The organism is Galbibacter mesophilus (genome assembly GCF_023721415.1).
GTDB lineage: Bacteria > Bacteroidota > Bacteroidia > Flavobacteriales > Flavobacteriaceae > Galbibacter > Galbibacter mesophilus.
The window spans coordinates 249,252-274,278 of sequence record NZ_JAMQVC010000002.1 but is presented as its reverse complement, the minus strand read 5'-3'; the positions used below and the strand labels follow the sequence as shown (position 1 = coordinate 274,278).

The 25,027-nt window shown below is 37.3% G+C and carries 21 protein-coding genes; 6 read left to right on the top strand and 15 right to left on the bottom strand.

Features of this window, described 5'->3' with window-relative positions:
• Positions 1 to 31: 31 nt before the first annotated feature.
• The 7 genes from hisA to hisG all read right to left on the bottom strand — a co-directional run bounded on the left by hisA (position 32) and on the right by hisG (position 6,400).
• A complete protein-coding gene (gene hisA, locus NDQ75_RS08155; RefSeq protein WP_202026982.1) occupies positions 32 to 760 on the bottom strand; it encodes a 1-(5-phosphoribosyl)-5-[(5-phosphoribosylamino)methylideneamino]imidazole-4-carboxamide isomerase in 729 nt (242 codons plus the stop codon).
• Between the two features lie 104 nt (positions 761 to 864).
• Positions 865 to 1,233 (bottom strand): four helix bundle protein, encoded by a 369-nt coding sequence (locus tag NDQ75_RS08150; RefSeq protein WP_202026981.1) that lies wholly within the window; start codon positions 1,231 to 1,233, stop codon positions 865 to 867.
• 26 nt (positions 1,234 to 1,259) lie between these two features.
• The gene (hisH, locus tag NDQ75_RS08145) at positions 1,260 to 1,853 is read right to left on the bottom strand and encodes an imidazole glycerol phosphate synthase subunit HisH (protein WP_202026980.1); all 594 of its coding nucleotides are present in this window, start codon (positions 1,851 to 1,853) and stop codon (positions 1,260 to 1,262) included.
• 111 nt (positions 1,854 to 1,964) lie between these two features.
• Positions 1,965 to 3,101 carry a bifunctional histidinol-phosphatase/imidazoleglycerol-phosphate dehydratase HisB gene (hisB, locus tag NDQ75_RS08140; protein ID WP_202026979.1) on the bottom strand — a complete coding sequence of 379 codons (1,137 nt, stop codon included), beginning with the start codon at positions 3,099 to 3,101 and terminating at the stop codon, positions 1,965 to 1,967.
• A complete protein-coding gene (gene hisC / locus NDQ75_RS08135; RefSeq protein ID WP_202026978.1) occupies positions 3,101 to 4,147 on the bottom strand; it encodes a histidinol-phosphate transaminase in 1,047 nt (348 codons plus the stop codon). Before hisC ends, hisB begins: the two co-directional genes overlap by 1 nt.
• A 2-nt stretch (positions 4,148 to 4,149) precedes the next feature.
• Complete coding sequence (gene hisD / locus NDQ75_RS08130; protein ID WP_202026977.1) at positions 4,150 to 5,433, bottom strand: histidinol dehydrogenase; 1,284 nt, start codon at positions 5,431 to 5,433, stop codon at positions 4,150 to 4,152.
• 103 nt (positions 5,434 to 5,536) lie between these two features.
• Positions 5,537 to 6,400, bottom strand: coding sequence for an ATP phosphoribosyltransferase (hisG, locus tag NDQ75_RS08125; protein WP_202026976.1), 864 nt, complete (start codon positions 6,398 to 6,400; stop codon positions 5,537 to 5,539).
• A gap of 406 nt (positions 6,401 to 6,806) precedes the next feature.
• On the opposite strand from hisG, the gene NDQ75_RS08120 reads away from it, so the two are divergent.
• Both NDQ75_RS08120 and NDQ75_RS08115 read left to right on the top strand, forming a co-directional pair.
• Positions 6,807 to 7,568, top strand: coding sequence for a conserved oligomeric Golgi complex subunit 6 (locus NDQ75_RS08120; RefSeq protein WP_202026975.1), 762 nt, complete (start codon positions 6,807 to 6,809; stop codon positions 7,566 to 7,568).
• A gap of 202 nt (positions 7,569 to 7,770) precedes the next feature.
• Entirely contained in the window at positions 7,771 to 8,304 is a 534-nt protein-coding gene (locus NDQ75_RS08115; RefSeq protein ID WP_202026974.1) for a hypothetical protein, read from the top strand.
• Between the two features lie 19 nt (positions 8,305 to 8,323).
• Here the strand turns inward: NDQ75_RS08115 and NDQ75_RS08110 are convergent, their stop codons facing one another.
• Positions 8,324 to 10,216 carry a heparinase II/III domain-containing protein gene (locus tag NDQ75_RS08110; RefSeq protein ID WP_202026973.1) on the bottom strand — a complete coding sequence of 631 codons (1,893 nt, stop codon included), beginning with the start codon at positions 10,214 to 10,216 and terminating at the stop codon, positions 8,324 to 8,326.
• A gap of 198 nt (positions 10,217 to 10,414) precedes the next feature.
• Here NDQ75_RS08110 and NDQ75_RS08105 point away from each other — a divergent pair, with 198 nt between their 5' ends.
• Positions 10,415 to 10,945, top strand: a complete 531-nt coding sequence (locus NDQ75_RS08105; RefSeq protein ID WP_202026972.1) for a DUF3124 domain-containing protein — start codon at positions 10,415 to 10,417, stop codon at positions 10,943 to 10,945.
• Between the two features lie 53 nt (positions 10,946 to 10,998).
• Here the strand turns inward: NDQ75_RS08105 and glyA are convergent, their stop codons facing one another.
• Positions 10,999 to 12,273 (bottom strand): serine hydroxymethyltransferase, encoded by a 1,275-nt coding sequence (glyA, locus tag NDQ75_RS08100; protein ID WP_202026971.1) that lies wholly within the window; start codon positions 12,271 to 12,273, stop codon positions 10,999 to 11,001.
• A 224-nt stretch (positions 12,274 to 12,497) separates the two neighbouring features.
• On the opposite strand from glyA, the gene fahA reads away from it, so the two are divergent.
• On the top strand, positions 12,498 to 13,793 hold the full coding sequence (fahA, locus tag NDQ75_RS08095; protein WP_202026970.1) for a fumarylacetoacetase: 1,296 nt from the start codon (positions 12,498 to 12,500) through the stop codon (positions 13,791 to 13,793).
• Positions 13,794 to 13,847: 54 nt separating this feature from the next.
• Here the strand turns inward: fahA and NDQ75_RS08090 are convergent, their stop codons facing one another.
• Positions 13,848 to 14,297 carry a GNAT family N-acetyltransferase gene (locus NDQ75_RS08090; RefSeq protein WP_202026969.1) on the bottom strand — a complete coding sequence of 150 codons (450 nt, stop codon included), beginning with the start codon at positions 14,295 to 14,297 and terminating at the stop codon, positions 13,848 to 13,850.
• A gap of 9 nt (positions 14,298 to 14,306) precedes the next feature.
• The gene (gene ytxJ / locus NDQ75_RS08085) at positions 14,307 to 14,693 is read right to left on the bottom strand and encodes a bacillithiol system redox-active protein YtxJ (RefSeq protein ID WP_202026968.1); all 387 of its coding nucleotides are present in this window, start codon (positions 14,691 to 14,693) and stop codon (positions 14,307 to 14,309) included.
• Between the two features lie 144 nt (positions 14,694 to 14,837).
• Here ytxJ and clpB point away from each other — a divergent pair, with 144 nt between their 5' ends.
• On the top strand, positions 14,838 to 17,444 hold the full coding sequence (gene clpB, locus NDQ75_RS08080; protein WP_202026967.1) for an ATP-dependent chaperone ClpB: 2,607 nt from the start codon (positions 14,838 to 14,840) through the stop codon (positions 17,442 to 17,444).
• 337 nt (positions 17,445 to 17,781) lie between these two features.
• Positions 17,782 to 18,375: a TetR/AcrR family transcriptional regulator gene (locus NDQ75_RS08075; protein ID WP_202026966.1), complete on the top strand. Its 594-nt coding sequence runs from the start codon at positions 17,782 to 17,784 to the stop codon at positions 18,373 to 18,375.
• On the opposite strand, the gene NDQ75_RS08070 is transcribed toward NDQ75_RS08075, so the two are convergent.
• From NDQ75_RS08070 to glgB, 4 genes are all read right to left on the bottom strand, one after another.
• The gene (locus tag NDQ75_RS08070) at positions 18,368 to 19,672 is read right to left on the bottom strand and encodes an MFS transporter (RefSeq protein ID WP_202026965.1); all 1,305 of its coding nucleotides are present in this window, start codon (positions 19,670 to 19,672) and stop codon (positions 18,368 to 18,370) included. The two genes, NDQ75_RS08075 and NDQ75_RS08070, sit on opposite strands and share 8 nt — an antisense overlap.
• Positions 19,673 to 19,773: 101 nt before the next feature.
• Positions 19,774 to 20,592 (bottom strand): M48 family metallopeptidase, encoded by an 819-nt coding sequence (locus NDQ75_RS08065; protein ID WP_202026964.1) that lies wholly within the window; start codon positions 20,590 to 20,592, stop codon positions 19,774 to 19,776.
• 55 nt (positions 20,593 to 20,647) lie between these two features.
• On the bottom strand, positions 20,648 to 23,047 hold the full coding sequence (locus tag NDQ75_RS08060; RefSeq protein ID WP_202026963.1) for a glycoside hydrolase family 31 protein: 2,400 nt from the start codon (positions 23,045 to 23,047) through the stop codon (positions 20,648 to 20,650).
• 45 nt (positions 23,048 to 23,092) lie between these two features.
• Entirely contained in the window at positions 23,093 to 25,024 is a 1,932-nt protein-coding gene (gene glgB / locus NDQ75_RS08055; protein ID WP_207190411.1) for a 1,4-alpha-glucan branching protein GlgB, read from the bottom strand.
• Positions 25,025 to 25,027 lie beyond the last annotated feature (3 nt).

Here is a 25,027-nt window from a genome sequence, read left to right as displayed (position 1 = left end):
ATATTTAAAGTATCCTCAAAACATTCTTAATTTAAGAATTTCCGAGGATAAATTGTTCCAATTGTTTTAAGCTGATGCGACCTTCGTAAATTGCTTTCCCAATAATGGTGCCTTCGCAGCCAATTTCTGCCAGTTTCGGAAGTTCATCAAAAGTTGAAATCCCCCCTGAAGCAATCAGTTTTATATTTTCTGAATTTTCTATAATCTTTTGGTAAAGTTCGAATGAAGGACCTTGCAACATACCGTCCTTGCTTATATCTGTACAAATTACGTATTCTATTCCTTTTTGAAGGTATTTGGCAATAAAGGGAAGTAATTCTTCCTCTGATTCTTCCAACCAACCGGAAACAGCTACTTTTTCATTGTTGGCATCGGCACCCAAAATTATTTTTTCACTACCGTATTTTTCAATCCAACTCTCAAAAACTGTTGGTTCTTTTACCGCAATACTTCCTCCAGTAATTTGTTTCGCGCCACTTTCAAAAGCAATTTTCAAATCTTCATCCGATTTCAATCCGCCACCAAAATCAATTTTCAAACTTGTTTTAGAAGCGATTGCCTCCAACACTTTGTAATTTACGATATGCTTGCTTTTGGCTCCATCTAAATCGACCAAATGTAAATACTCAATTCCATGAGCTTCAAATTCCTTTGCCACTTCCAGTGGATGCTCGTTGTACACTTTTTTGGTGTTGTAATCACCTTTGGAAAGCCGAACACACTTTCCGTCAATTATATCTATCGCTGGGATAATTCTCATTTTATTAAGTTAGAAGTTAGAAATTAAAAGTACGAGGTTAGAAGTTAGAAGTTAGAAGTTAGAAGTTAAGAATACACTGAACGTTTAACTTCGCTCGTAAAACTTTAAAACGATTTTTTTTTCATATTTTTTCTGGAAGTATTAATTGAAGCTACTATTATAGCTAAAAGCTCTTTACCTTCCTTTTTTAATGTTTTTATTTCTGAAGTGTTATCAGACGAAATGGCTTCGAATATTTCTAACCAATAAATGCTTTCATCAATTTCTTCTTCGGTTATTTTTAGTTTATTGATAAAATCAGCAGTAGATTTGGCTCTCTGCGATGCTCTGTAATTGGCTCCCACAGAACTTGAACTTCGTATTAACTGATTTACAAACGCATTGTATTCTCTAGATTTTGGGATTTTAAAACAAAAATTCCAACAATCAATTGCAAATTTTTTTGTCCTATCCAGTAAATTATTCTGGCTCATTTAGATGTTTTTACAACTTCGTACTTCTACCCTTGTACTTTTAACTTTAAAAAATTCTCTAAAACCTTTTGTCCTGCTAAACTACTTTTTTCAGGATGGAATTGCGTTCCATAAAAGTTATTTTTTCGCAATGCCGATGAATAATCCAATTCGTAATGCGATGTGGCAATGGTTTCCGCACAAAGTGGCGCATAATAGCTGTGCACCAAGTACATGTATTCTTCTTCGGAAATACCCTCGAACAAATCTGTTTTTAAGTTTGAAATTTGATTCCAACCAATCTGTGGAACTTTCACCTTATTACTGAAGCGTTTAACGTCCACATCGAAAATACCCAAACCTTTTGTATTTCCCTCTTCGGATTTATTACACATTAGCTGCATGCCCAAACAAATTCCCAAAACGGGTTGCGTAAGTTTTGGTATAAGGGTATCCAAACCAGTTGCTTTTAATTTTCGCATGGCACTGCTCGCTTCCCCAACGCCGGGAAAAATTACCCTCTCTGCTTTCTTAATAATTTCTGGGTCATCCGTCAACTGAGGGTCAATTCCAATCCGCTGAAAAGCAAACTTTATGCTTTGTATATTTCCCGCTCCGTAATCTATTATTGTTATATTCACTATTTACAAATTGTGTATTAGGAATTAGAACTTTTCAGTTAAAAATCACTAATAACTTATTTTCTGAATTAAATTTTATCAAAATGATTACCAGTAATTTACATTTCTCACCTAAAGCATTCCTTTAGTGGACGGTAAAATCATTTTTTCTGAGTCTCTTTTCACTGCTACCTTAATTGCTTTCGCAAATGCTTTAAAAATAGCTTCAATTTTATGGTGTTCATTTACGCCTTCAGCTTTAATATTTATATTGGCTTTTGCTCCGTCCGTAAACGATTTAAAGAAATGATAAAACATCTCGGTAGGCATCTGTCCTATCATTTCCCTTTTAAATTTTGCGTCCCACACCAGCCAATTTCTTCCGCCAAAATCAATAGCCACTTGCGCCAAACAATCGTCCATTGGCAAACAAAAACCATAGCGTTCAATTCCCAGTTTATCACCCAACGCTTTACTGAAAACTTCTCCAAGAGCAATTGCTGTGTCTTCAATGGTATGGTGTTCATCTACTTCTAAATCTCCATTAACTTGTATGGTTAAATCCATTTGTCCATGTCTGGAAATTTGATCCAACATATGGTCGAAAAATGGCAAACCTGTACTGATTTCACTCTTACCTGTACCGTCAAGATTCAGTTTAATGTAAATGTCGGTTTCGTTGGTTTTTCTTTTTATTTCCGCCGTGCGATTTTCCAATTTTAAAAACTCATAAATTGCTTTCCAACTAGCCGTTTCCAAAGCGATACACGAATCTAAATCGGTTCTCTTTACAGATATTTCATTGGCGCCTAAATAACTTTCATCATTTATAAAAATACCTTTGGCATCGAGGTTTTTTGCCAATTCAATATCCGTTAATCGATCACCGATTACAAAAGAACTTTTTAAATCGTACTCATCAGAAAAGTATTTTGTCAGCAATCCTGTATTCGGTTTTCTTGTGGGTGCATTATCCTTTGCGAATGTACGGTCGATAAAAACTTCGTTAAAAACAACGCCTTCATTTTCAAAAGATCGCATTATAAAGTCATGGACTGGCCAAAAAGTGTCTTCTGGATACACTTCCGTACCTAAACCGTCTTGATTGGTTACCATAACCAATTCATAGTCTAATTCTTCGGCAATTTTACGCATGTACGTAAAGGCCTGCGGATAAAAATCCAATTTCTCGAACGAGTCAATCTGTTCATCTGCTGGTTCCTTTATAAGCGTCCCGTCCCTGTCTATAAAAAGTACTTTTTTTGTCATTACAATTCCTTTAAAGCTGCTATCAATTTTTGGTTTTCTTCAGGTGTTCCAATGGTGAATCTAAGTGTATTTTCGCAAAGTGGTTGTGTAGAACGGTTTCTTACCACAACACCCTTATCCAATAACTCTTTGTATCGTTTGTTGGCATCATCCACTTTTGCTAGTATAAAATTTGCATCTGAAGCATATATCTTTTCAACAAAACTAACTTCACGCAACGAATCACATAAAACAGTTCGCTCCTTTAAAATTTGATTGATTTCGTTTTTCACAAAATCTTCATTTGCTACACGTTCCAACGCACGTTGCTGGGTTAGTTCATTTACATTATACGGCGGTTTAATCTTGTTTAAAACGGAAATAATTTCTTCCGAAGCATAACAAATACCCAAACGAATTCCCGCCATTCCATATGCCTTAGACAATGTTTGGGTGACCACCAAATTAGGATAATTACGCAATTGCCCAACCCAGCTCTCTTCATTGGAAAAATCGATGTAAGCTTCATCAATTACTACAAGTCCGTTAAAATTTTCCAACAGTTTTTTTATGTTTTCAACTTTAAACGAATTTCCTGTGGGATTGTTTGGAGAACAGAGAAACAAAAGTTTAGAATTTTCATCTATCGTGTTCAAAATCTTGTCGACATTGGGCTCAAATTCATCTGTAAGCAACACTTCATTATTTTGAACGGCGTTGGTTTCTGCCAAAACTTTATACATTCCATACGTAGGCGGCAAAGTTATTATATTTTCTTTTTTAGGTTCACAGAAAGCCCTAAAAAGCAAATCCAACACCTCATCACTGCCATTTCCCAGTAAAATCTGAGAAACCTCTACTCCCTTTTGTTTTGCCAAAAGTTCTTTTAGTGAATATTGCTGCGGATCTGGATACCGATTTACACCATTGTTGAAGGGGTTTTCGTTGGCATCCAAAAATACCATGTCTTTTTTAAAATCCTTAAATTCATCTCTTGCAGAAGAGTACGGTTTCATTCTTTGAACGTTTTCCCGCACTAGCGTGTATATATTGAAACTTGTAACCATTGCTATTTTATATCTTTTAAACGAAGCGAAACAGCATTCCTGTGCGCTCCCAATCCTTCTGCATCCGCCATCAACTCAATAGCCGGACCGATATTTTTGATTCCTTCCTTTGAAATTTTCTGAAAAGTCATGCTCTTCATAAAGCTGTCTAAATTCACTCCGCTGTATTGTTTGGCATAGCCATTTGTCGGAAGTGTGTGATTAGTTCCAGAAGCATAATCCCCCGCACTTTCCGGCGTATAATCACCAATAAAAACAGAACCTGCATTCGTTACACCCTTCACATAAAAATCTTCGCTTGCAGTAACCACAATGAAGTGTTCCGGACCGTATTCATTGATTAAATTCAATGCTTTTTCATCGCTATCCAAGTAAATAAAACGTGAATTTTCAATAGCCTTTTCAGCAATTGCAGCTCTAGGCAGATCTTTGATTTGCCCATTGATTTCAGTAGTAACATCTTCCAAGAAATCCTGCGAAGTGGAAACCAAGATAACCTGACTATCGGTTCCGTGTTCCGCTTGCGACAATAAATCGGAAGCGACATAAGCTGCATTAGCAGTTTCATCTGCCACTACCAACAGTTCTGAAGGTCCGGCTGGCATATCGATAGCAACATTAAAACGGGTAGCCAGTTGCTTGGCAACCGTTACAAACTGATTCCCAGGTCCAAATATTTTATACACTTTAGGAATGGTTTCCGTGCCAAAAGTCATTGCTGCAATGGCTTGGATTCCTCCTACTTTATAAATCTTATCTACTCCACACAAAACTGCAGCATATAAAATAGCCGGATTTACCTTTCCTTTTTTGTCTGGAGGTGTACATAAAACAACTTCTTTACATCCTGCAATCTGGGCAGGTACGGCCAGCATTAAAATGGTAGAAAACAATGGTGCCGTTCCCCCAGGAATATAAAGTCCGATTTTTTCAATGGGCCTTTTTTCTTGCCAGCAGGATACTCCGTTGGTCGTCTCTACAGAAACTTTATCTGTTTTTTGGGCTTTGTGAAATTTAGCAATATTCTCTTTTGCGATGGAAATTGCTTCTTTCAATGCTTCTGAAACCTTTTTAGTAGCCTCTTCAATTTCTTCTGAAGAAACCAAATTGTTGTCCAATGATACCCCATCAAACAAACTGGTGTATTTTTTAACGGCATTGTCGCCTTTGGTTTTAACTTCATTAAACACCTCATTAACCGTTTCCTCTATATCTTCAACGGTTTTGGTTGGCCTTTTTAAAAGTTCGGCCCACGTTTCTTGTTCTGGATTATATATTTTCTGCATAATTTCTTAATTAAATAATTTCGCTGCCCGCCTGACTTTACCTTCAGATAAAATATCGGCAAACTGCCAAATCAAGTTACACGGAGTAGACTTTTAAAAGAACTTAAATAACCATTTTTTCAATCGGACAAACTAAAATTCCTTCTGCTCCAATAGCTTTTAATTCATCTATAATCTCCCAAAAACGATCTTTGTTGATAACCGTATGAATAGAGCTCCAACCTTCTTCCGCCAACGGGAGTACAGTTGGACTACGCATTCCCGGTAACAACTCAATAATTTTATCAATTTTATCGTTCGGTGCGTTCAGCAAGACATATTTAGAATCTCGCGCTTTTAAGACCGACTGAATCCTAAATTTAAGTTTTTCTACAATAGGTCTAATAGCTTCATCGATTTGCGGTGGTGCCACCAAAACTGCTTCACTTCTTAAAATAGTTACGGCTTCCTTTAAGTTGTTTTTAAAAAGCGTACTTCCACTGGAAACAATATCAACAATAGCATCTGCCAACCCAATATTTGGAGCAATTTCAACAGAACCATTGATAATATGTAATTCGGCATTTATTTTTTCCCGCTGAAGAAACTCGTTTACGGTATTAGGATAAGAAGTTGCAATTTTTTTTCCTTCTAAATCTTTAACGGACTTAAAACTGCTTCCCTTGGGAACCGCCAAAGAAACACGACATTTGGAAAACCTTAATTTTTCTATTATTTGAAGGTCCTTCCCTTTTTCTATAAGCAGATTTTCACCTACAATAGCCAAGTCTACCACTCCATCCCTTAAGTATTGAGGTATATCGCCGTTTCTTAAATACATAACTTCCAATGGAAAATTACGTGCAGAGGCTTTTAATTGATCTCTTCCGTTATCGATGGAAATTCCGCAATCATTAAGAATTTTCAATGAATCTTCGTTAAGTCTTCCCGATTTTTGAATCGCAATTTTTATTTTTCTTTCTTCCATATCTTTCTAAAAATATCTTTCTCAATTTTTGTTTTCATTTAAAACAGAGCATAAAAAAACCCGTTTGAATACTCAAACGGGTTTTTATTATGTTAAAATCACACATAACAATATCACCTCGCCTGAGCGAATGCATGAAAATGGTGATGATGTGATGTAAAAATTGTCATTGTTTTTTTATTCTTCCACAAATTTAACTGATTTAAAAAATTAAATGCAAATTATATTTTAGTTTTTTCATTAAAAAGTATAAAATCTATCGTTTTAAAGTATAAAAGTTAAATTTAAAACGATACCGTTTTATACCCAATAAAATTTTAAAGGATTTTGTGCTTACCATCTCTAATTCTGAAAAAAATAATATCTTGTGCTCCGTTTTAATACACCTATTAAATATTTAATGACCATGAGAATTATTACTTTCATACTAGCTTTAGTTATGCTAGGTATTGCTTCCCCTATTAGTGCACAAAGTAGAAAAGAACTTAAAGAAGAAGTTTCGCAATTGAACGAGCGCTTAAAAGATTGCAAAAAAACAGAAGGTGAACTTACTGTTGCCCAAAATAGAATTGCAAGTCTTGATGCTCAAGTAAATTCATTGAAGGAAACAAACCAGGGGCTTCTAGACAATATGAATAACTTCCTATCAACTTCTAAACAACAATCCAACAGCATTAGCAGAACTTTGGAGGCACTTAGAAAAAAAGAAAATCAAATTAAAGGTATTCGAGATAATTTTAGCTCCCAAGATTCAATTGCCTTTGCAGTTTTGACTGATTTTAAAAGAACTTTAGGCGAAAATGCACAAGTTGGAGTTGAAAAAGGCTCTATTATTGTAAAAATGGACAATCCATATTTATTCGGTTCTAAAGAGGGAAATTCCGTAGTTGAAGAAAATGCGAAGGATTTCATCAATAGAATTGCTGCTACTTTAAAAAAGTATGAAACCTTAAGTGTTTCTGTTGAAACCGGCGGAGGCGATTGGGGAATCAATGCACTTAGGGCTTCTTCAGTTGCAAAACTTTTTGAAGAGGAGTACGAAGTGAAAGGAAACCGATTAAAAGTAACTACAAAATCCAATGGACAAGATTATACGTTGGTTCATTTACATCCTGATTTTAACGAATTCTATTTGGAAGTTAGAGATGAATTGAAAAAGAGTAACTAACTAAAAATTAAACCTGATTTAATTTTATGATCCCCGTGAGCATCTGCTTTCGGGGATTTTTTTGCGCTTTACTTTTAATGCAATTATGATTTTTAGCTGGTTTCTTTCAAAATTTTGCATCGCTTTTATTGAAAACTTTATCCCTATTTTATAAATTAGTGAACTATTAAACTTATAACCAACTACCTAGCACCCCCTGATAATGATTGAAGCAGTTGACTCTCCTTATTTTATTCCGGCCATTGCCATTATAGCCTTCATTTTAGGTTTACTTATTGGTAGGGCTCTAAAAAATCATAAATATCAAAGTGAAATAGAGAAAATTCAGGTTGAAAAAAGCCGACTGGCCAATCATGTTCAAAATAATAATATTTCTTTTACGGAAGACAACACCATAAAAGCTGTTCAAACACGAGGAAGAAGCGGCATGGCGCTGGAAACCGATTTAAAATTGGGTGTTATCACAAAAAGCAATGCAACTCCTAAATTAGACTTTTCCAGTATCGGAATTGCTTCGGAAGATGCTAAAGATGATTTGAAAAAAATTGATGGCATTGGCAGCTTTATTGAAAAGAAATTGAATAGCATCGGTATTTTCAAATACGAACAAATTAGCCGTCTCACTGACAAAGATATTGAAACCATTACAGAACTGATAGAGTTTTTCCCGGGAAGAATAAAAAGAGACGATTGGCGCGGAAAAGCAGCTGAGTTAATGAGCAAAAAGCAAGCTTAACTTTAGAATAAGCTTGTGTCTATTTTCCATCAGACAACCGAACCTTTATTGTATTGTTTCCCTCCGTTAGTAGATAGACTGGGATTCGCAACTCAATCCTTTTTAAATTTTCCACTTTCTTATCCATTTCTAAAGGTGGCGGGTCTAATTGCACAATTGAAACCGAAATTTTAGGATGTGAGAGATTTTCCAGTTTTAACAGTTCACCATCTTTTTTGAGCAAAGCTCCACCCTGGGTAATTTCTACTTCTGCCGTAGTCATCATTTGCCAAGTTATTAACTCAGTTGAGTCATTTTTAACAACAGTGTCTTCAATAATTAAAGAGGAAGGTGAATCTTTAATAAAGGTTCTGGACGCACTCTTCAAAAGACCGTCAAAGGTTGCAGACATGTCCAATGTAGCTTTTGGAAAGGGTTTCTGCTGAAATTCCGTAAAAAATGCTTGTCCGTCCACCTTATGTAATTCGTTGTTAACGCTCAAGGTACTATGTCCAAAATTATTTTTTGAAATCAACGTCCATCGCGGGCAATCCTGACAGTCGTCCCATAAATTAAATCCAGTTTTTTCTATACTATTATAACTCTGAATACCAAGATCTACCGACCAGCGAATTCCGTTCAATTCAAAAATAAAAGAACCAGCATCCATATTTCCATGATTATTGGTTCCTTTTCCTCCTTTGCAACCTAAATAATACCCGGCAGGATCTTCCTCCCCGCCTCTAATAAAAACCACTGGATTAGAACCATCTCCTCTCCAAGCTAAGGGAACGTTATGATCACTTTTTTGATTGAACTGAGACAACCATACTAACCCTATACCAGCATGTCTATCGAGCGGTTCCATTTCAGAAATAGGAATCAAAAATCGTTCTTTTTCGAGATATACATTATTACCTGTTTTTGAAGCAAACCAAGCTAAAGTTATATCGCCATTTTTGGGGCGAATTTCTTTACTATCGGCATAATTGTAAAAACGGTCAGTTGGCGACGCAGAAAGAACTCTGTAATCTGCACTTTCCAAAAATCCTGGTGCCTTAGAAATGCCAAAATCAGTACCAAAAGTACTTTCTAGCATAGCAATTGTTATTACCGTATACATCGATCCATAATCCCAATACGTTGGTCCTTCTGGATAGGCACCATCGGGAGCATACGCCATGAGCCCTTGCGGTATGTATTGCAAGCTTCTGTGCAGGGTTTTGGCAGCCAATTCTGGATTTACATCAGCGATCATAATGGCTGCGGCTGTCACACCTCCATGACAAACTTGATTCCAATTCATTTCGGCAGTCACCCACCAATGTTGGTTTCCTTGGGGAAAGCTTGGAGTTAATCCTTTTTCGATTAATGCAGTTTTTGCTATTGCCTGCGTTTCTTTCGGCAAATTACCTACAGTCCAATCTAAGCCAATAGATACCGCCAAGGCCATTTCACCTACATCCAAGAAATGGGAAGGGTTCCAATCGGGAAATTGGCAAACGGCTATCAATTCGGCATCTATTCTCTTCAAAACTTCAGGATCTTTTTCAATGAAATAAACCATACCCAGTACATTCATTCTATATAGCATCTCCCTTGAAGTTGCCAATAATCTTCTGCCAACCATTTCTCTTTTCAATAATGGTTTCTTCTGAATTTGTTCCGCATTAAGCTTTATAGCTTCATACATATTTTGAACAACCGGATCTGTCTTTAATTCCCTCCTTAACTTCCGAGCAATTTTTTCATTTAAAATAAGTTTTGGGCCGCTTTTAGGTAATTTCTTTTTCAAATAAGAAATGCTAATTGGGTTTTCCAAGGTAATGCTCTCTGTAGATGGATCTGCATGCTGAGCAAGTAAAACAAAAGAATTTAGTAGTAAGAATAACGTAAATATTTTTTGAAATAAATGATTGGTAGTGGTTATCATTTAGGGTGTAGTTTGGTTAAAATCATTAAATTATGAATATAAATTTAGATAAATAACAATATTCTACCATTTTTAGTCCGTAATTATCAATCTAGTCATATTTTGAAAATATTTTGTTGATGACATTTTATTGTGCTGCAATTCGGATTCTTTATCTTCTCAATTCAAATTTTAGTATATTTATTTTTTTTCGATTCCATGAAGAACTTACTTGTATACAAATACACAATTACCGTATTTTTGACACTATCACTATTCTCCTGTGAAGATGGTAATACTTCTGAAGCAGGAAACAATCCTAAAATAAATTGGGAACAAAGACAAACAACTATTTCCAGCAAGGACTCTTTGAAAGAGGGGAAAACGTATTTATCGGTTTATTCCCAAATCTACAGTTACACCCAAGATGCAAAACAAAATCTAACCACTACCGTAAGTATGCGGAACATTAGTGAAACAGACACCATCTTTATCACTAAAGCGAACTATTACAATGAAAACGGTAAACAAATTAGGTCTTATATGAAAAAACCTATTTTTATGGCACCGCTGGAAACTTTGGAGATTGTAATTGCAAGTGAAGATAACCAAGGTGGACCGGGCGGGAATTTTATTTTCAACTGGGTTACTAAAAAAGGAACTCCATCACCTCATTTTGAGGCTGTGATGATTTCTACTGCTGGTCAACAAGGCCTTTCTTTTACAACAACAGGAATACAAATAAAGTAAAAAGGCCCTAACCAAAAGATTAGAGCCCTTCTACTATATAAAAATATATTTAATTAACTCTTAAACAAAGGTCTGTGCGCCATTAATCGATACACGTGATTTTTGGCAGCCTCTATTTTGGTATCATCTTCACGGTTCATTAAAACTTCATCAATAAGATTTACAACCGCTTCCATGTCTTCTTCTACCAATCCACGAGTGGTTATTGCAGCCGTTCCTATTCGGATTCCGCTAGTTACAAACGGACTCTTATCATCAAAAGGAACCATGTTTTTATTAACGGTAATGTTAGCTTTCCCTAAAGCCTCTTCCCCTTCTTTTCCAGAAATATCCTTATTTCTAAGGTCGATTAACATCATGTGGTTATCCGTTCCTTCAGAAATAATATTATAACCTTTTTCAACAAACGCTTTCGCCATGGCAGCGGCATTTTTCTTAACCTGAACTATGTAATGCAAGAATTCTTCGCTTAAAGCTTCGCCAAAAGCAATTGCCTTAGCAGCAATAATATGCTCCAGTGGCCCTCCTTGGTTCCCTGGGAATACAGCACTATCCAACAGCGAAGACATCATTTTTAAATTTCCATTCTTCAATTTTAATCCAAACGGATTTTCAAAATCCTCACCCATCAGTATTAGTCCACCTCTAGGTCCACGCAACGTTTTATGGGTTGTAGTAGTTACGATATGGCAATGTGGAATTGGGTCACTCAACACACCTTTGGCAATTAAACCAGCTGGGTGGGAAATATCTGCCAACAATATAGCATTAACGCTATCGGCAATTTCCCGAAACTTTTTAAAATCGATATCCCTTGAATAAGCCGATGCACCGGCGATAATTAATTTTGGTTGTTCCTTTTTGGCAACTTCCGCTATTTTATCATAGTTTAATCGTCCTGTTTCTTTTTCCACCCCATAAAAAACAGGATTGTATAATTTTCCAGAAAAGTTTACTGGAGACCCATGGGTAAGGTGTCCACCATGAGAAAGGTCGAAACCTAGAATTTTATCACCTGGCTTTAAGCAGGCAGCGAAAACAGCTGTATTTGCCTGCGAACCACTATGCGGTTGCACATTGGCATAAACTGCACCAAAAAGTTCTTTTGCGCGCTCAATAGCGATGGTTTCTACTTCGTCCACAACTTCACAACCACCATAATATCGTTTACCTGGGTATCCTTCGGCGTATTTATTGGTTAGTACAGAACCTGCAGCTTCCATTACCTGTTCGCTTACAAAATTTTCTGAAGCAATAAGCTCAATCCCTTCTAGTTGGCGTTTCTTTTCAGCCGCTATAAGATCAAAAATCTGTTCGTCTCTTTTCATGTGTCTCTTTTTAATTGTCTTTTCAAGTTTTACACCTCCCTTGACGGCAGGCAGGTGGAACATCCGTAAAATCATTCCCTTTTACAACTTAGAATTAACTAAGAATGTTTCATTTGGGAGTATTTCGTTAAAGAATGGTCAAAAATATAAAATAGATTCGGTAAATTGGTAGAAATTAATACCTTTAAATCCTAATTTATCAAACAATAATTAACAAAATTGTCATGTCTGATACAGCAAACAATCCAAATAGAAAGTCTTGGCTCCCGGTAAGCCCAGATTCTGATTTCCCCATACAAAACATTCCTTTTGGTGTTTTTTTAACCCGTGATGATGTTATCACCATCGGGACTCGAATTGGCGATACCGCCATCGACCTTGGTGCTTTGCATCAATTAGGATATTTTGATGGGATTCCGCTTACAGACGACATCTTTCTTCAGGACACATTAAACGACTTTATTTCCGACGGAAAAAAAACGTGGCGACTTGTTAGAAACCGGATTGCAGAGATTTTTGATGCTAACAATGAAACCTTAAAAAACCATGAGGAACATTGCAAAATCGTGTTGTTTTCGTTAGATGAAATTGAAATGCAATTGCCGGTACAGATTGGAGATTATACTGATTTTTACAGTAGTAAAGAACATGCCACAAACGTAGGTACCATGTTTAGGGACCCCGATAATGCTTTGCTGCCAAACTGGTTGCACATACCTGTTGGTTACCACGGAAGAAGCTCTTCTATTGTTCCTAGCGGAATTCCTATAAGAAGACCAAAAGGGCAAACCATGCCAGCCGATGCCAAAGAACCTGTTTTTGGCCCTTCAAAATTAGTAGATTTTGAATTGGAGATGGCTTTTATTACTACCGATGCGAACCACCTTGGAGAACCTATTCCTGTTGAAGAAGCTGAAGATTACATTTTTGGGATGGTCCTGTTTAACGATTGGAGTGCTCGGGATATTCAAAAGTGGGAATATGTTCCGCTAGGTCCATTTTTAGCGAAGAACTTTGCATCTTCCATTTCTCCATGGATTGTAACGCTGGACGCTTTGCAACCTTTTAAAGTTGAGGGCCCTAAGCAAGAGCCTGAACCACTTCCCTACCTTCATTTTAAAGGAAAGAAAAGTTATGACATAAATCTAGAAGTTGCTATTACTCCTGAAAACGGAGAACCTGTTACGGTAACAAAAAGCAACTTCAAATACATGTATTGGAACATGTCGCAACAATTGGCGCACCACACCATTAATGGCTGCAACGTAATTAGCGGTGACATGATGGGAAGCGGAACCATTTCCGGGCCTACGCCAGACTCATATGGGTCTATGTTGGAGTTGACATGGAAAGGCGAAAAGCCAATTAAAATGAAAGACGGCAGCGAACGTAAGTTTATAAATGATGGAGATACGGTAACCATGCGCGGTTATTGCAAAAACGATAAGGTAAGAATTGGTTTTGGTGAAGTTTCCAACAAACTATTGCCTCCGTTCAATCCTAAAAAGAACAAAAAATAAGTTTTTAAGATAAAAAACAAGCCCCTTTTTCTAGTAGAAAAGGGGCTTTTACTTTTATAAAACTTTATTAAAGCAAACACTCAAATCGCTTCCTTGATATTGCCCATAATTTGGGAATTTCTTATATCCGTTTTTTAAATACAGCGCAATGGCATCTTCATATTTGCTTCCTGTTTCAAGTATTACCGTTTTAAATCCCAACTCAACAGCCCATTTCTCCAACTCTTTTAAAATGGCAGATGCTACGCCTTCGCCCCTAGAGTTTGGGTCGACGTACATTCGTTTAATTTCAGCGGTATCCTTATCAAAACTTTTGAATGCTCCGCAAGCAACCGGTTTTTCATTTTTATAGCACAAAACAACCTCCGTCAGGTTTTCTATTTTATTGAATTGGTCGTAAAATGCATGAGCATCGCCATCCATTTTTGCCAAATACACATCTAAATGCTTAACCAAATGCTGAAAATCTAGGTGAGAAGCATCGGTTCTAATTAGTTTTATCATCCAAATATCTCAAATAAACTCCGCTATTTTCTCCGCGTCTATCTGTCCGTGGGATTCGTTATAAACAGCCTTTCTATTTTTAATGATGATGAGTTGCGGACTCTCATGTATTACATCGAACCGAGCTGAAAAAGAATTGGAAACATCCCTGTTGCTCAAAATATCAAGAAAATAAAGTTTAGCATCTTCTTCAGAAATTGAATATGCACTTTCAAAATTACTCAACGCAAACCTACTTATACCACAACGCGTGCTATGTTTAAAGACAATCACACATTTCGATTTAGATTCCTCTTCAATGGTATCAAACTGAGAAACTTCGGTTAGAGGATTCCACGCCAGGGATTTGTTATTTTTTTCTTGATTTTCGCCAAAGAATGATTTAAAAAAATTCATAAATTATAGATGTGAAAATTAATTGTGATTGCAAAACAATCCGTCAAAAAGTCATTCGATTTTCAAAAATAAATGTCAAAAAGACAGTTTTTTAAATCGGAATATTAATTGCTATACAAATGTCGATAATAAAACTTAAATATAATGAACTTAAATAATTTTACCATAAAATCTCAAGAAGCCATACAACAAGCGCAGCAAATTGCGCAAGGATATGGACATCAACAAATTGAAAACGAGCATATTTTTAAAGCCTTATTTGAGGTTGATGAAAATGTGTTGCCTTTTCTTCTGAAGAAATTGAATGTAAATGTTACCCTACTCAAGCAAGTGTTGGACAGCACCTTAAACAGTTTTTCTAAAGTAGAAGGTGGCGAACTTATGCTTTCACGGGAAGCCGGAAAAGCGCTTAATGAAGCAAGCATCATCGCGAAAAAGATGAATGATGAATTTGTTTCAGTAGAACATTTAATATTGGCCATTTTTAAATCCAACAGTAAAATTGCCCAAATTCTTAAAGACCAAGGCGTAACCGAAAAAGGACTTAAAAGTGCCATTGAAGAGTTACGTAAAGGAGACAGAGTAACGTCTGCAAGTGCAGAAGACACTTATAATTCTTTAAATAAATACGCAAAAAATCTTAATCAGCTAGCCAATGATGGAAAATTAGACCCTGTTATTGGCCGTGATGAAGAAATACGTCGTGTACTCCAAATCCTCTCCCGAAGAACCAAAAACAACCCAATGCTGGTTGGGGAGCCAGGTGTTGGTAAAACTGCTATTGCAGAAGGTTTGGCACATAGAATTGTTCAAGGCGATGTTCCCGAAAACCTAAAAGAAAAACAAATTTTTTCGTTGGATATGGGAGCTTTAATTGCCGGCGCTAAATACAAAGGTGAGTTTGAAGAGCGATTGAAAGCGGTTATAAAAGAAGTAACAACTTCTGATGGAAACATCGTTCTTTTTATAGACGAAATCCACACTTTGGTGGGTGCTGGTGGTGGACAAGGTGCTATGGATGCCGCCAACATTTTAAAACCAGCATTAGCCAGAGGGGAACTTCGTGCCATTGGAGCGACTACTTTAGACGAATATCAAAAGTATTTTGAAAAAGATAAAGCGCTGGAACGTAGATTCCAAAAAGTTTTGGTGGACGAACCCGATACGGAAAGTGCTATTTCTATACTCCGAGGAATAAAAGAAAAGTACGAGACCCATCATAAAGTCCGTATTAAAGATGAAGCGATTATCGCTGCGGTAGAATTGTCGCAACGATATATTACCAATCGTTTTTTACCGGATAAGGCTATTGATTTAATGGATGAAGCGGCCTCTAAAATTCGAATGGAGATTAACTCTAAGCCGGAGGAATTGGATGTTTTCGACCGTAAAATCATGCAATTGGAGATTGAAATTGCTGCCATTAAACGCGAAAATGATGAGAGTAAACTAAAATCACTTAATGCCGATTTGGCCAATCTTAAAGAGGAAAGAAATGAAGTATTTGCCAAATGGAAAAGCGAAAAAGATGTAGTAGATGATATTCAAACCACAAAAGAGAATATTGAAAACTACAAATTGGAAGCAGAACGTGCTGAAAGGGATGGTGATTATGGAAAAGTTGCTGAAATACGCTACGGAAAAATAAAGGAGTCGCAGGAAAAACTGGAGTCCCTTCAGAAAAAGCTTCAGGAGGAACAGGCTTCTGGAAAAAGCTTGATAAAAGAAGAAGTCACCAACGACGATATTGCTGAAGTGGTTGCAAAATGGACAGGCATTCCAGTTACAAAAATGTTGCAAAGCGAGCGTGAAAAATTACTTAAGCTAGAAGACGAACTGCACAGAAGGGTTGTAGGACAAGAAGAAGCCATACAATCGGTTTCTGATGCGATTCGTAGAAGCCGTGCCGGACTTCAAGATGCCAACAGGCCGATAGGTTCCTTTCTTTTCCTAGGTACAACGGGAGTAGGTAAAACAGAGCTTGCCAAAGCGTTGGCCGAATATCTGTTTGATGATGAAGCAGCGATGACACGTATCGATATGAGCGAGTACCAAGAAAGGCATTCCGTAAGTAGATTAGTGGGTGCACCTCCTGGGTATGTTGGCTATGATGAAGGCGGGCAGCTTACCGAAGCTGTTCGAAGGAGGCCTTACTCGGTAGTTCTTTTGGATGAAATTGAAAAAGCACACCCGGACACTTTCAATATTTTGCTTCAAGTGTTGGACGAAGGTAGGCTTACTGATAACAAAGGGCGTTTGGCAGATTTTAAGAATACCATTATAATTATGACCAGCAATATTGGTAGCCATATTATTCAAGAGAAGTTTGAAGCTACGCAAGATATTGAAAGCGCAACTGAAGCTGCTAAAGTTGAAGTTTTAGGATTGCTCAAACAGAGTGTACGTCCTGAATTCATTAACCGAATTGATGACATTGTAATGTTTACTCCGCTTACTGCAGACAACATCAAAGATATTGTTCGTTTACAACTGAAAGGCATCACCAAAATGGTTGCGAAACAAAATATTACACTCGACGCAACGGAAGAAGCCATCAGTCATCTTGCTAAAGTAGGCTACGACCCACAATACGGTGCAAGACCTGTAAAAAGAGTACTTCAGAAAGAGGTATTAAACAATCTTTCAAAGGAAATTTTAAGCGGAAAAATAAGCAGTGATAGCATCATATTAATTGATGAATTTGATGGGGAACTTGTATTTAGGAATCAGAATGATTTAATAGAAAATTAACACTTCCTTGGTGTAAGGCAAAAATATTTTACACGACTGAATGAGTGTTAGTTAGGTTAATAATATATAAAAATAAGGTTAGATAATTCTAGTGAATTATTTAGTTTTAAGTTGGTTGGTTAGTTGAGCACCCGTAGCGCTAGTTACGGGTGCTTTTTTTTTAGTTCTACTTTGCAAGAGTTGAATAGCGAATTGCAAATAGATAATCGCACCCTCCTATGACTTCCAATAAGGAAATGAGCCAAACAAATACTGTTTTCCCACTTTTTAACGGACAGAACTTTCAAAACATACCTTTCAGTATTATTTTATATATTTGAATATACTTACACTAAAGATGACTACCAAAGCGGAAAAAACCACACAATTTATTATTAAAACTGTAGCGCCGATTTTTAATAAAAAGGGCTATTCTGACACAAGTTTGAGTGATATTACCAAAGCAACGGGACTTACGAAAGGTGCTATTTACGGGAACTTTAAAAACAAGGAGGAATTAGCGTTGCAGGTGTTTGAATACAATGCCAACATGGTTACCTCTCGAATCGAACAATATATGGAAAAAGGTTCTTCCCCGCTTGAGCGCTTACTTTACTTGATTCGGTTTTATAAAAATTATTACGATTTTACGAACAATTTTGGCGGTTGTCCCATTGTAAATTCAGGAGCCGATGCCAATAATACGTTTCCAGAATTACTTCAGAAAGTACAAGAAACCATACACAAGATTGAAGGGTACATCCGTACAGAAATTGAAGCTGGCAAACATTTAGGCGAAATTAGAAACACCATCAATGGAAATGTTTACGGAAAGCGGTTTTTCAGTCTACTGAATGGCGCTGTATTTATGAGTCAAACCACCCACGACAAATCCTACACCACCGATTGTGTAAATATTATTATTGACACCATAAATCAACGTTTTAAGTAGTTTTACGAGGCACCTTCAGCAGTAATACCACTCCAATAATAAATATAACTCCCAATAAAACGATAGAGTTTCGCATGCTTCCCGTTACATGCGCCAAAAGTCCGTAAAGGAACATTCCTATTACAATTCCGATTTTTTCAGCTACGTCGTAAAAACTAAAAAAGGAAGCGGTATCCTTTGTCTCCGGTAAAAATTTGGAATATGTAGAGCGTGAAAGGGCTTGTATACCTCCCATTACCAATCCGACGACCGAGGCCGTAATGTAAAATTGCTCGGGTGTTATTACAAAATAGGCATAACAACATACAACAACCCAAATTATGTTGATGGCAATCAAAGTTTTAATGTTTCCAAACTTTTCAGATGCTCTCGAAGTTATCGTAGCCCCTAAAACAGCCACTAATTGTATTAAAAGAATGCTGATTATTAATCCAGTGGTTCGTTGACTATCGCTTTCCCAGGCCAATTCTTCTTCAGCAAAATAAGAAGCCACCAGCATAACAGTTTGCACCCCCATGCTATACACAAAAAATGCCGCCAAATATCGCTTCAGTGGAATGTTATCTCCGAGTTTTTCCCATACTTTTTTTAGTTCGCGAAAGCCATTCAGCAACAATTTATTACTAAACTTTCCTGTGTTACTATTCCCTTTTGGTAAATAGTAAAATGAATATTGACTAAAACCTGCCCACCAAATACCTACAAGCACAAACGAGATTCTGGTAGGCTCACCCGCGCCGCTAAAACCAAACCATTCGTATTTCATAATCATGGCAAGGTTTAAAAGTAGTAAAAACACGCTCCCAATGTAGCCCAGGGAATATCCTTTAGCGCTAATTCTATCTTGTTGTTCCGGGAAGGCCACATCTGGCAAATAGGAATTGTAGAACACCAAACTGCCCCAAAAACCTATAAGTCCGAATAAATAGGTGGTCAAACTCAAATATATATTTTCCAAACTGAACCAATACAAACCGATACTGGAAACAGCGCCTATATAGCAAAATATTTTAAGGAAAACTTTCTTATTTCCCACGTAATCAGCAATACCTGAAAGCAATGGCGTAAGAAAGGAAACTATTAAAAAAGCGAAAGAAGTAACATAAGTAATAAGCGGCCCTCTCGCTATTTCACCTCCGAAAACCGTTATTTTTTCAATACCTGCGTCGCGGAAAAGTGCTCCATAAAATATTGGAAAAATGGCCGAAGCAATGGTTAAGCTGTAAACTGAGTTAGCCCAATCATAAAAAGCCCAAGCATTTAGTAACTTTTTACTTCCTTTTTGTAGTGTAGTCATTGGTTAGGATAGAATTAAAAAAATCAAGATGTCAAAACATTATTTTTGACATCTTGATTTCAAATATAAATAATAAAAACTTTACCTAAGTTATTAAATGATTACTTAAAAGAAGTAACCCCAAATTTAGCTGCTTCTTGCTTAGCTGCTGGAGCTAAAGCCTTTAAGTTTTGTATTCTCGTTTGATTGGAAGGGTGTGTACTCATAATTTCCGGTGGCGCTTCCCCACCTGTGGCACTCATTCGTTTCCAAAGTTGAGCCGCCTCGTCTGGATTATAACCAGCAATAGCCATTAAACGTAAACCAATAGCGTCAGCTTCATTTTCATGACTTCTGCTAAAAGGCAACATGGCTCCATAATGGGTTCCTACTCCATAAGCTTGATTAAAAAGCTCTACGGTTTGCGCACTACTTCCGCCTAACCCTAATGCCAAATTACCGGCCATGGCTCCATACTGTTGCAATTGCGAAGCACTCATACGCTGTGCCCCATGGTTTGCCAACGCGTGGGCTACTTCGTGCCCCATAACCACGGCAATGCCTGTTTCATCTTGGCAAATTGGAAGTATTCCGGTGTAGAATACAATCTTACCACCTGGCATACACCAAGCATTCATCGCTTCGTCTTTAACCAAATTATATTCCCATCTATAATCTTTTAAATAGCCTTCGTGACCGTTGGCATTAAACCAACGCTCTGCGGCGTTGGCAATACGCTGCCCTACTCTATTAATCATTTCTGCATCTTTGGTCCCTTTTATGACTTCATTTTCTTTGAGAAACTGATCGTATTCGGCAAAAGCCGTTGGAAAAATTTGATCGTTAGATGTAAAATTCAACGTGCTTTTCCCGGTAAACGGATTGGTAGAACACGCTAATATTAAAAGGGCAAAAACCCCTATAGAAAAATACTTTTTCATCGTAATTATTTTTTTAAGCTGTTAAGCATTTCTATATACTAAAATAAGGAAAATATTAGAATCCGATAATATGTAATTCTGTAAACTCCTTTCTGATGGTCATGTTGGTATCGCCATTGGTCACTAAGCTCTCCAGTGGAATTTCCACATTATCCAATTGAATTGTTTTTATTTTAAAAGGCAGTCCAATTAAATTAATATCAAAGGTAGAATAGGTGGTTTCATGTTTCCCTTCTTTAAAATGCTGAATAATAAGTTCGTTTTCTTTTCCGGTCAACCGAAATGTGCGGAGGCTGTATCGGCCCTTTTTATGGTCGAAGCCATCGCCCTTATCTTCGAATACTTGGGATTCTTCTTTTCCAAGCTTATAATACACATCCAATTTCAAAGATTCTACCTCTTTTTCCCCTACATATTGCTGAATTGGATATTTAGGAATAATTGCTCCTTCTTTTACAAACAACGGAATTTTATCAATATCGGCTTCCACCCAACATTCTTTTCCTCCTTTTACGAGTTCTGCTTCCCAGTAATTATACCAATTTCCCCTTGGAATATACATACGTCTTCCTTTGGAATTGGGTTCTAAAATAGGACAAACAAGTATTTGGTTTCCGAAGATAAATTCATCGTTACGGTAATGAGTATGCAAATCATCTTGATCATAATACACTAACGATTTTATCATTGGTGTGCCATATTCTGTGTACTCATAAAACATGGTGTACAAATAAGGCAACAGTTGGTAACGGAGTTCGATAAATTTCCGGGTAATGTCGGTAACCTCATCATCAAACGACCAAGGTTCCTGATGACCGTGATCACCACTGGAATGCACCCTGCAAAAAGGATGAAACACCCCCATTTGTATCCATCGGGCGAAAAGCTCCCCTGATGGTTGTTCGGCAAAACCTCCGATGTCGCTTCCTGTAAAAGACATTCCGCTCATTGCCATTCGCTGGACCTGAACATTCGCCACCCATAAATGTTCCCATGTAGCTAAGTTATCGCCTGTCCAAGAGGAAGTATATCGCTGCGTTCCCGAATATGCTGCCCGAGTAATTACAAAAGGTCTTTTTGGAAATGAAAATCGTTTTACCCCTTCGTATGTAGCCCGTGCCATTTGCATTCCGTAAATATTATGTGCTTTACGATGACTACAATAATGGCCATCATAATTGTGGCGTACATCATCAGGGAATGTCTTGCCCGGCACTTCCATCACCGCGGGTTCATTCATGTCGTTCCAAATACCTTTTATTCCGATTTCGGCTATAAGTTCTTGGTATAGACCTGCCCACCATTCCCGAACCTTCGGATTGGTAAAATCTGGAAAATTACATTCCCCAGGCCACACTTTTCCTTTCATATAAGGACCATCGGCGCGTTTGCAGAAATAATCATTTTCTACTGCTTCTTCATATACCCAATAATTTTTGTCAATCTTTATTCCAGGGTCGATAATAGCGACGGTCTTAAAACCAATTTCTGTTAGATCACTTACCATTTGCTTCGGATCAGGAAAGTATTCTCGGTTCCAAGTGAAGCATCGAAAACCATCCATATAATCAATATCTAGATAAATGGCATCGCAAGGGATTTGTAATTCCCTGAATTTATGAGCAATTTCTTTCACCCGACTTTCAGGATAGTAACTCCACTTACATTGATGAAAGCCCAACACCCAAAGCGGTGGTAAATCCGGCTTCCCTGTAAGATCGGTATAACCTGCCACTACTTCTGGAACAGATGGACCATAAATAAAATAATAGTTCATCTCACCACCTTCAGCCCAGAAACTGGTTATATTTCTTCGTTCGTGACAAAAGTCGAAATGTGTTTTAAAGGTATTGTCGAAGAAAATTCCGTATGCTGTGTTGTGGTGCAACCCAATGTAAAATGGAACACTTTTATACAAAGGATCCCTATCTTTTGCAAACGCATATTGATCGGTTACCCAATTCTCAATCCTTTTTCCCCGAAGATTTAATTGGGAGGGCTTATCGCCCATACCAAAAAAGCTTTCAGACTCCTGTGAGAACTTGCTCATTTTAACAATGTTCCCACCATATTCATAACTCTCTTCCCAATGGAAACCAAGCTCATCTTCATTTAAAATATTCCCTTCTAAGTCCAAAATTGCGAGTCGCATATCCATTTTGGAAACGCGTACTTCCAACTTAGAAGTTTTCATATAAAAATGATCTTCTTTTTCCTCTACTTCCAAATGATTGTAACCGTACGTCGCATCTTCCGCAATTGCGTAAGAAAAATCGTCTTCAAATTCTTGCCCTGCAGCATATCGAAAACGTAAAACACTATCCCTTAAAAAGGATATTTGCAATTTAACATCATTTCGGGAACAAAAAGTAATTTTGTCAACCTCCCGATTGTGCGAAACTATCTGTGTTGGGAACAAATTCCCTTTATACTCCAGTTCTGTATTTGTAATCATAGTTTTTCGAGGGTTTGGGGTATTTCTTTATTTCTGAAAAAATTTTTATTCGCTATTCTCCATTTTAAAAACTACAACAGCCAATGGTGGCAAGGTAATGGCTACTGAAAAATCCCGACCGTTATAGTGAATTTCTTCCGTAGTCAACCTTTTAGAATTGCTGATTCCGGTACCGTAATATTTTTTATCGTCGCTGTTAAATGCTTCCCATAAGGTTCCTTTTCGAGGAACGCCAATTCTATAGTTTTCTCTAACAACGGGGGTAAAATTACAGACAATCAACAAATCATTTTCAATAAAATGTCCTTTTCTTAGATAGGATAAAACAGAATTATCGGCGTCGCCGTAATTTATCCATTCAAAGCCTTCATTACTAAACTGCTTTTCGTGCAAAGCGGCTTCTTTTTTATATAATAAATTAACATCAGAAACAAAACTCTGTACGCCTTTATGTCCTTCGTACTGCAACAGATGCCAGTCTAAACTGTTTTGAAAATTCCATTCATTAGTTTGCCCAAATTCATTTCCCATAAACAATAAATTAGCGCCTGGATGCGTAAACATGTAGCCATAAAGTAACCGTAGATTCGCAAATCGTTGCCATTCATCGCCGGGCATTCTCCCAAAAATGGAGCTTTTACCATGTACAACCTCATCATGACTTAACGGCAACATGAAGTTCTCTGAAAAGGCGTAGGTCATACTAAATGTTATATCATTCTGATGGTATTTTCTGTGAACAGGTCCTTTTTTAAAATACTCCAAAGTATCGTGCATCCAACCCATCATCCATTTCATGCCAAAACCTAATCCGCCCAGATATACTGGTTTTGAAACGCCAGTAAATGAAGTAGATTCCTCCGCTATGGTCTGTACCCCTTCAAAATTGGCATAAACGGCTTCATTAAATTCTTTAATGAGTGAAATTGCTTCTAAATTTTCGCGTCCCCCAAAAACATTGGGGTCCCACTCCCCTTCTTCCCGTGAATAATCTAAATATAACATGGAAGCCACCGCATCTACCCGTAGTCCATCTACATGATACCTATCGAGCCAAAATAGCGCATTACTGATTAAAAAGGAACGCACTTCATTCCTTCCGTAGTTAAAAATAAGACTTTTCCAATCAGGATGATAGCCTTTTTTCCTGTCAGGATGTTCGTAAAGGTGTGAACCATCAAAAAAGCCTAAGCCATGTGCGTCATCAGGAAAATGGGATGGTACCCAATCTAGAATAACACCAATACCGGCTTGGTGCAATTTATCGACCAAAAGTTTAAAATCTTCAGGTTCTCCAAATCTAGAAGTTGGCGCAAAATAGCCCGTTATTTGATAGCCCCAGGACGGGTCGTAAGGATATTCCATCACCGGCATGAATTCCACATGGGTAAAATTCATTTTTTTAACATAAGACACCAGCTCCGTTGCCAGTTCTTTATAGGTAAGCGCCCTTCCTGCCTCTTCTATTTTCCGTTTCCAAGAGCCTAAATGAACCTCATAAACAGCATAAGGCTTATCCAATCCGTTTACAGCCGCTCTATTTTTCAACCATTTTGTATCCTTCCACGCATAATTATCATTCCAAACTACGGAAGCAGTATTGGGCGATTGTTCAGTATAAAAAGCATAGGGATCGGCTTTTTCCGTTTCAATATCTTGGTTATGCGAAATTATTTTGTACTTATATTTAGTTCCTTTTTCCACTCCAGGGATAAATCCTTCCCAAATTCCAGATTCGTCCCAACGGACCATCAAAGGGTGTTCACCTTTCTGCCAGTAGTTAAAGTCGCCAATCACAGAAACAGATTTTGCCGATGGTGCCCAAACAGCAAAATAGCAGCCTTTAACACCATCTTTTTCCAGGAGATGTGCCCCCATTTTTTCATAAAGGCGATGATGTTTTCCACTTTTAAAAAGGTCTATATCAAATTCGGTAAATAAACTGTGAGGGAGTACTTTTTCTATAGTAGAAGACATAAT